The organism is Rudaea sp. (assembly GCF_036383415.1).
In the GTDB taxonomy this organism is placed as follows: Bacteria; Pseudomonadota; Gammaproteobacteria; order Xanthomonadales; family Rhodanobacteraceae; genus Rudaea.
This window is the reverse complement of sequence record NZ_DASVOK010000040.1, coordinates 1-7,890: the sequence shown is the minus strand read 5'-3', so window position 1 is coordinate 7,890 and position 7,890 is coordinate 1. Positions and strand designations below refer to the sequence as shown.

General features: G+C 66.5%; 7 protein-coding genes and 1 pseudogene. 4 read left to right on the top strand and 4 right to left on the bottom strand.

Annotated elements, in window-relative coordinates:
* From VF497_RS01380 to VF497_RS01370, 3 genes are all read left to right on the top strand, one after another.
* Nucleotides 1–340, top strand: a 340-nt coding sequence (locus VF497_RS01380; protein ID WP_330885512.1) for a winged helix-turn-helix domain-containing protein, incomplete at its 5' end; no start/stop codon positions are given.
* Between the two features lie 18 nt (nt 341–358).
* Nucleotides 359–1,759, top strand: coding sequence for an ATP-binding protein (locus VF497_RS01375; protein WP_330885510.1), 1,401 nt, complete (start codon nt 359–361; stop codon nt 1,757–1,759).
* A gap of 99 nt (nt 1,760–1,858) precedes the next feature.
* Nucleotides 1,859–2,626: an isocitrate lyase/phosphoenolpyruvate mutase family protein gene (locus tag VF497_RS01370; RefSeq protein WP_330885508.1), complete on the top strand. Its 768-nt coding sequence runs from the start codon at nt 1,859–1,861 to the stop codon at nt 2,624–2,626.
* Between the two features lie 5 nt (nt 2,627–2,631).
* Here VF497_RS01370 and VF497_RS01365 read toward each other — a convergent pair whose 3' ends face one another.
* The 4 genes and pseudogenes from VF497_RS01365 to VF497_RS01350 all read right to left on the bottom strand — a co-directional run bounded on the left by VF497_RS01365 (nt 2,632) and on the right by VF497_RS01350 (nt 7,534).
* Nucleotides 2,632–3,933 carry an amidohydrolase gene (locus VF497_RS01365; RefSeq protein WP_330885506.1) on the bottom strand — a complete coding sequence of 434 codons (1,302 nt, stop codon included), beginning with the start codon at nt 3,931–3,933 and terminating at the stop codon, nt 2,632–2,634.
* A 34-nt stretch (nt 3,934–3,967) separates the two neighbouring features.
* The gene (locus tag VF497_RS01360) at nt 3,968–5,230 is read right to left on the bottom strand and encodes a flavohemoglobin expression-modulating QEGLA motif protein (RefSeq protein ID WP_330885505.1); all 1,263 of its coding nucleotides are present in this window, start codon (nt 5,228–5,230) and stop codon (nt 3,968–3,970) included.
* A gap of 64 nt (nt 5,231–5,294) precedes the next feature.
* Nucleotides 5,295–6,331 (bottom strand): annotated as a pseudogene (locus VF497_RS01355) (aldo/keto reductase).
* 21 nt (nt 6,332–6,352) lie between these two features.
* A complete protein-coding gene (locus VF497_RS01350) occupies nt 6,353–7,534 on the bottom strand; it encodes an MFS transporter (protein ID WP_330885504.1) in 1,182 nt (393 codons plus the stop codon).
* 113 nt (nt 7,535–7,647) lie between these two features.
* On the opposite strand from VF497_RS01350, the gene VF497_RS01345 reads away from it, so the two are divergent.
* Nucleotides 7,648–7,890 (top strand): LysR family transcriptional regulator (locus tag VF497_RS01345; RefSeq protein WP_330885503.1); only part of this gene is annotated, 243 nt, incomplete at its 3' end.

Below are 7,890 nucleotides of genomic sequence, written 5' to 3'. Positions count from 1 at the left end.
CGAATGCGGCCCGATCGTGCTCGACACGACCGCGCAGACCGTGCACGTCGCCGGCGCGCCGGCCGACCTGACCAGCTACGAGTACAAGGTGCTCGAATACCTGATGCTGCACGCCGGCGAGCTCGTCTCCAAGGCCGATCTGACCGAGCACATCTACCAGCAGGATTTCGACCGCGACTCCAACGTGCTCGAGGTCTTCATCGGCCGCCTGCGCCGCAAGCTCGATCCGGACAACTCGCTCAAGCCGATCGAGACCGTGCGCGGGCGCGGCTATCGCTTCGCGATCCCGCGCAGCGAAGGCCAGCATGAGGTTGCAACAGACGAAGCTGCGGCAAAGTAAAAACGTACGAAATATCGCATGGCGCGCCGACCGCTCTCCCTGCAAGCGCGCTCGCTGCTCGCCGCCGGCGTCGTGCTGGTGGCATTTCTCGGCTTGGCCGGCGTTGCGCTCGATCAGGCGATCTACCGGACCCTGCTCAAATCCCTGCATGATCGCCTGCAGAGCTATGCCTACGGCTATCTCGCCACTTCCGAGGTCAGCCGATCCGGGCGTTGGACGCCGCCAGAGGTGCCGCCAGATACGAACCTCGACAGTCCGGGCAGCGGCCTTTACGCGAGCATCGTCGGCCCGGTCGAAGTCGACGGCGCGCGCTTCTCGAGTTGGCGCTCGCAATCGGCCTACGACATCACCGACATTCCGCAGTTCGACCAGCCGTTAAAACCCGGCGCGGAACAGTTCACCGAAATACCGGTCGCCGGAGCCGGCGGAAAAGTATACGTCTACAGCTACGGATTTTCGTGGGAGAAGGAGCGCGGTCCGGTCCTGCTGACGATCCATATCGCCGAGAGCGCGGCCAACTTCGAGGCGCAGCGCAACGTGTTCCGGCGCAGCCTCGTGTTCACCTTCGGTGGCCTCGTCATCGGCCTGCTCCTGCTACTGCTCGGCCTGCTGCGCTGGATCCTGCAACCGGCGCGGCGCATCGCGGTCGAACTCGGCCGCGTCGAGCGCGGCGATCAGGAGCGGCTTTCCACCGATTACCCGCTGGAACTGCGTCGCCTGTCCGGCAGCATCAACGACTTCATCGACAGCGAGCGCAACAGCCTCAAGCGCTACCGCAACACGCTGTCCGACCTCGCCCACAGCCTGAAGACGCCGCTCGCGGTGATCCGCAGCCAGCTCGAAACCGGCGCCGAAGGCAAGGAATTCCGCTGGACCGTGCTCGAGCAGGTCGGGCGCATGGATTCCATCGTCGCCTACCAGCTGTCGCGCGCGGCGACGAGCGGGCATTCGACCTTCGCCGCGCCGATCCTGATCGAGCCGCACGCCGAAGAGATCGTCAGCGGCCTGGAAAAGGTGTATTCGGCAAAAAACATCCTCTGCGAATTCGACATCGACCCGCGAGCGCAGTTCTACGGCGAGGAAGGCGACCTGCTCGAACTGCTCGGCAACCTGCTCGAGAACGCGTTCAAGTGGACCAGTCATCGCGTGCTGCTGACCGCACGCGTGATTCCGGGTGCGCTCGGCGCGCGGCGCAACGGCCTCGTCTTCATGGTCGAGGACGACGGTCCGGGCATCCCCGAGGACAAGGTCGAGCATCTGCTCCAGCGCGGTGTGCGCGGCGACGAGCGCGTGCAGGGCCACGGCATCGGCCTTGCGATTGTGCAGGACCTGCTGCGCGCCTACCACGGCAACCTCACCGTCTCGCGCTCGGAAAACCTCGGCGGCGCCGCGTTCACCGTGCGCTTCGCGCCAGGCTGAGATCGGCGATGCGGTGGCGCCAACAGCACGGCGCGGATTGGCCCTGAGCGCGCGCGCGACCGGCACGCATACTGCGCGCACGATACCGCGGAGTTCACCATGCCGATCCCTGTTGCCGAAAAACGCGCCGCCTTTCGCGCCCTGCATGCCTCAGGCTGCTTCGTCCTGCCGAATCCATGGGATGCCGGTGGCGCGCGTCGACTCGAAAAGCTCGGCTTCAAGGCGCTGGCCTCGACCAGCGCCGGCATCGCCTGGTCGCTCGGCCGCGAGGACAATGAACTGCCGCGCGACGTCGTGCTCGACCATCTGCGCGCGCTCTGCGCGGCGACCGACCTGCCGGTCAATGCCGATTTCGAGGATGGCTTCGCCGCGGCGCCGGACAAGGTCGCGGCCAACGTCAAGCTCGCGCTCGCCACCGGCGTCGCCGGCCTGTCAATCGAGGATCGCGACGGCCACGGCCTGCATCCCTTGTCACTCGCCGTCGAACGCATCCGTGCCTCGCGCGCGGCGATCGATGCGACCAGTGCGGATGCGATGCTCGTCGCGCGCTGCGAAGCTTATCTGCTCGGCCAGTCCGATCTCGACGCGACGATCGCGCGCCTCGTCGCCTACGCCGAAGCCGGCGCCGACGTGCTTTACGCGCCCGGTGTCATCGATCCCGCCGCGATCGCGGCCATCATGCGCGCGGTCGCGCCGAAGCCGGTCAACGTGCTGCTCATGAACCCGCAGATGCGCGTTGCCGATCTCGCCGCGCTCGGCGTGCGTCGCGTCAGCACGGGCGGCGCGCTCGCCGCCGCCGCGTGGCGCGGTTTCGATCTCGCCGCGCGCCAGCTGCTCGACAGCGGAACCTTGCCACCGCGCGGCTGATCGCTTTACGTGCCCGAAAGAAAATCCAGGCTCGCCTGCAGCATTGCCGACACGCCGACCGGCAACGCGCCCTCATCGAGAAAGAATTTCGGCGAGTGATTGCTCGGCGCCGCGGCGGCATCCTGACCCGTCGGCGTCGCGCCGACGAAAAAGTACACGGTAGGCACCTTGCCGCCGAGCGCGAAGTACGGGAAATCCTCCGACGCGGTCCAGCGCGGCGATTCGATCACCTTGTCCTTGCCGACAGCCTTCTCGAGGCTCTCGCGCACGCGCGCGGTCGACGCGGGGTCGTTGTAGTTGACCGGATTGGTGCTCTCGCTCGACGGAATCTGCGCGTCGATCGTCGCACCGTTCGCGGCGGCGACATGCTCGGCCGTGCGCCGCAGGCTGTCCATGATCTGCTTGCGCATGCCTTCGTCGAAGGTGCGGATCGTGCCGGTCAACTCCACCGTGTCGGGCACGATGTTGAAGCGCGTGCCGCCATGAAAGGTGCCGAAGGTCAACACGGCCGGATTCTTGCTGATATCGAGCTGGCGGCTGACGATGGTCTGTGCGGCGGTGATGATTTCCGAGGCGGTGACGATAGGATCGATACCCGCCCACGGCACGGCGCCATGCGTCTGCTTGCCGTGCACGGTGATGTGGAACGCATCCGAGCTGGCCATCGCGCCACCCGGGCGCACACCGACGGTGCCGACGTTGAGCGAGCTGACGACGTGCATGCCGAACACGGCATCGGGTTTGAAGTCCTTGAACACGCCGTCCTTGACCATCAGCGAGGCGCCGCCTTCCTCGCCCGGAGGCGCGCCTTCCTCGGCCGGCTGGAACACCAGCATGATTTCGCCGGGCAGGTCCTTTTTCATCTTGGCGAAGATCTCGGCGAGGCCGAGCAGCATCGCCGTGTGCGAATCGTGGCCGCAGGCGTGCATGACGCCGACCTCGCGGCCCGCATACTGCGCCTTCACTTTCGAGGCGAACGGCAGATCGACCTGCTCAGTCACCGGCAGCGCATCCATGTCGGCGCGAATCGCGAGCTTGCGTCCCGGCTTGCCGCCCTTGAGCACGCCGGTGACGCCGGTGTGGGCGATCCCGGTCTGCACGCTGTAGCCGAGTTTCTTCAATTCGTCAGCGACGATCTTCGCCGTGCGCGTTTCGCGGTTGGACAGTTCAGGATGCTCATGGAAATCGCGTCGCCATTTGGTGACGTCAGGCAGCACGCTCTGCGCAAGTTCGGTGGAGGATTCGGCGGCGCCAACGCCGGCCGAAACAATGATTAGCGGCAGTGCCAGCAACAAATTGCGTCGCATGATCAAAAAGTCTCCGTTGATACCGAGCGGAAAATCAAACCCCGAGCACCAGATCCTCCGCCTCGACGCGATCGAGGCGGATGCGATTGGCGAACAGCGAGAACGCGAGCGTGCCGGCGAGGCCGTGCGCGTTCTGCACCCACGGCGGAATATACACGGGCGCGGCGATGAAGCCCGAATCGAAATACGGCTCGAGCGCGAGCACGTCGTGCAGGGTCATCTTGCCGGCGAACAGGCTGCGGCAGAGCTTGAGCTTGCCGTTCTTCAGCGCCCAGCGGAAGAACGTGTGCACGGACAAGAGGCCGTGCAGGTAGACCGTGTCCTTGGTGAACGCCGCGCCGCCCGTCGTCGGCGCGCCACGGAACACACGCATCGCCGAAGTGAAACTGTCCGTTTCGTTCTGCCCGGCACCGAGGAAGAACTTGAACACCTCGATGAAGTCCGCGCCGTTCAAGGCCAGGTCGATCGCGAGGATGCGCAGCGAGATGCGCTTCATGCGGCCGATGTCGATCGCGCCCGACATGAGCTCGGCGAACGTGGCCAGGCCTTCCTGCGTCGCGGTGATGCGCGGCGAATTGAGCGCGAGCGATTTGAGGTGCGGCTGGCCGCGGCCGTTGAGCGCCGTCAGCGTGTGCACGAACGCCTCGTGCTCGAGCAGTTGATGGTGGTCGTAGCTGGAAAAATTCGCGCCCGCGCGCAGGCGGATGCGCGTCGGGCCCGCGGCGGCCTTCGCGATCAGGTCGGGATCGAGCTCCACGCTGACTTTGTCGCGCGTGAAGAACGCGCTGATCTCGTGTTGCAGTTGATCGCGCAGCTGCTCGGCAGGAATGCCCGCCGCGTTGTCGTCCTCGACGAGCTCGCTACCAAGCTCGTCAGCCAGTTCGATGAAGTGTCGCGCCGCGTCGAGATTGCTGACCGCGCCGCCCGGCAGGCGATCACCCGGGCGTCCGAACAGGCGCACGGAATGCTCGGTCATTTCCATCGTGCCGGCCGCGTCGAGCAGCTCGGTCGCGTAGATCCACGATTGCGCCGCGCGGCGCAGGTAGTCGCCGACCGGATGCTGCGCGTCGGCGCTGACGAAGATGTCTTCGAGTTCTTCGCGCGCGGCCGAATGGTCGCTTTTCGCGTAGTCCACACTCGGCAGCAGCGGATTGCCACGCCGCCAGCCGTCAAGAAACTGCGCCTGCACCGCAGCCGGCCAGCTCACCGCGCCAAGCAGCTTGATTCCCTTGACCGCCGCGACGAGGCGGCAGTCGAGTTCGGCAAACGCGTTCAGCGCGGCAGTGTCGTCGCCCATGCCTCTCTCGCAATCGATGCGGCAACACTACCGCATCGACGCGGATTTTCAAGCCGTCGCGCGATCAGACCAACGGCGGATTGAGACGCGCGAAGCCCGCCTGACGGCGGTACGGAAAGTACGGATACGGCGCATCGACCAGGCTCGCCGCATCCAGGCGGGCGATCTGCGCCTCGCTCAAGGACCAGCCGACCGCGCCCAAGTTGTCGCGCAATTGCTCTTCGTTGCGCGCGCCGAGGATCACGCTCGACACCGTCGGCCGCCGCAGCAGCCAGTTGATCGCCACTTGAGCGATCGATTTGCCGGTTTCTTGCGCGACGACATCGAGCGCGTCGACCACGCGATACAAGCGCTCGTTTTCGACCGGCGGTCCGAAGTCGGCTGTCGCATGCAGCCGGCTCGTCGCCGGCAGCGGCTGCCCGCGCCGGATCTTGCCGGTGAGCCGGCCCCAGCCGAGCGGACTCCACACCAGGGCACCGACGTTTTGATGGCGACCGAGCGGCATCAATTCCCACTCGTAGTCGCGCCCGATCAGCGAGTAGTAAACCTGATGCGCGACATAGCGCGGATAACCGTATTTCTCCGCCACGGCAAGCGAGCGCATCAGCTCCCAGCCGGCGAAATTGGACACGCCGACGTAACGCAGCTTGCCCGCGCGCACGAGGTCGTCGAGCGTCGACAGCGTTTCTTCGACCGGCGTGGTCGCATCGAGAACGCGTGCAGTTGCAGAAGATCGATGTAGTCGGTCTTGAGCCGGCGCAGCGCGGCGTCGACGGCGCGGATCAAGCGCTCACGCGAAGCGCCGGCCTCGTTCGGTCCGTCGCCCGTCGGCAAAGCGGTCTTGGTCGAGATCAGCGCCTGGTCGCGACGGCCGCGCAGTGCCTCGCCGAGCACTTCCTCCGATGCGCCGTTCGAGTACACGTCGGCCGTGTCGAACATATTGACGCCTGCGTCGAGGCAAACATCGATCAAGCGCCGCGCCTCGGCCACATCGGTGTTGCCCCAGGCGCCGAACAGCGGACCGCTGCCGCCGAACGTGCCCGTACCAAAACTCAGCGCCGGCACCTTCAGGCCGGACGCACCCAGACTGCGATAGTCCATTTCGTTCTCCTCGAATTGAATTCAGTGGCAGGCGAGCGCAGGCGCCGGCAATGGTGCCCGCGCATCCAGGAACAGCGCGACGAGCGCGATGCCGAGACCGGACAAGGTGATGGCGGCGGCGATCCATGGCAGCGCGGCAAGACCGGGGCCGTGCTCGATCGCGACGCCGCCGAGCCACGCGCCGAATGCGTTGCCGAGATTGAAGAAGGCGATGTTGAAACTCGAAGCGAGGTTCTGGCCCGCGCCTTCGGCCTTGCGCAGCACGCGCAGCTGCAGCGGCGAGACCGTCGCGAACGCGGCGACGCCGAGCAGGCCGACGAAGATCGGCATCGCCACCGCGCTGTGCAGGGCGAAGCGCATCGCCAACAACACGACGGCGAGCGCGAGCAGAGTGCCGACCAGCGAGCGCGTCGGCCAGCGATCGGCGATCTTGCCGCCGACGAGGTTGCCGACGATCATGCCGCCGCCGAACAGCAGCAGGATCGGCGACACGGCGCTTTCGGAGAATCCGCCGATGCGCACGAGCAGCGGCTGCACGTAGGCGATCACGGTGAACACGCCGGCGAAACCGAGCATCGTCATCGCGAGGCCAAGCCAGACCTGCGGCCGCGCGATGCTGCGCAGTTCGTCGGCGAGCGCGGCCGGCGCATGCGCCTCGCGGCTGCGCGGCACGAGCAGCGCGATCACCCCCATCGCGACGAGGCCGACCGCGACCATCGCCCAGAACGTCGCGCGCCAGCCGAAATGCAGGCCGAGCCAGGCGCCGGCCGGCATGCCGAGCAGGGTCGCAAGCGTCAGGCCGGCGAACATCACCGAGATCGCCGAAGCCTTGCGGTCCTCGGCGACGAGGCCGGTGGCGACGACCGCGCCGACGCCGAAGAAGGTGCCGTGGGTCAGCGAGGTGATCACGCGCGCCGCAAGCAGGATCTCGTAGTTCGGCGCGAGCGCGCAGAGCAGGTTGCCGAGCGTGTAGATCGCCATCAGCGCGATCAGCACCGCCTTGCGCGGCATGCGCCGCGTGGCGACCGTGAGCACGGGCGCGCCGGCGAACACGCCGAACGCGTAGACCGAAACGAGCATGCCGGCCGCGGCGATCGACACGTGCAGGTCGCCGGCGACCTGCAGCAGCAGGCCCATGATGACGAACTCGGCGCAACCGATGCCGAACGAGCCGGCGGTCAGCGCGTACAAAGCCAGAGGCATACGATTCTCCAGAAAGTCCGGGACGCGCAATCGCGTCGATGACGGCATTCTGGTGGCTCGGCTTATCTGTGACTAGAATGCTGTTTGGAAAATAATTTGTGAGTTGAATTCCCATGCCAAGACTCGAAGTGAACCGCGCCGGCGAGATGGAGGCCTTCGTCCGCGCCGTGTCGCGGCACAGCTTCTCGGCGGCGGCGCGCGAGCTGCGCATGACGCCGTCAGCGATCTCCAAGCTCGTAGCGCGCCTCGAGGCGCGGCTCGGCGTGCGCCTGCTGCAGCGCTCGACGCGCAAGCTTGAACTGACCGCCGAGGGCGCGGCATTCTACGAGCGCAGCCAGCGCGCGCTCGCCGAGCTC

What these genes read in the sequence shown, in the direction of transcription:
- VF497_RS01375 (WP_330885510.1), top strand. Translation starts at nt 359, where the DNA reads ATGGCGCGCCGACCGCTCTCCCTGCAAGCGCGCTCGCTGCTCGCCGCC.
- VF497_RS01370 (WP_330885508.1), top strand. Translation starts at nt 1,859, where the DNA reads ATGCCGATCCCTGTTGCCGAAAAACGCGCCGCCTTTCGCGCCCTGCAT.
- VF497_RS01365 (WP_330885506.1), bottom strand. Translation starts at nt 3,933, where the DNA reads ATGCGACGCAATTTGTTGCTGGCACTGCCGCTAATCATTGTTTCGGCC.
- VF497_RS01360 (WP_330885505.1), bottom strand. Translation starts at nt 5,230, where the DNA reads ATGGGCGACGACACTGCCGCGCTGAACGCGTTTGCCGAACTCGACTGC.
- VF497_RS01350 (WP_330885504.1), bottom strand. Translation starts at nt 7,534, where the DNA reads ATGCCTCTGGCTTTGTACGCGCTGACCGCCGGCTCGTTCGGCATCGGT.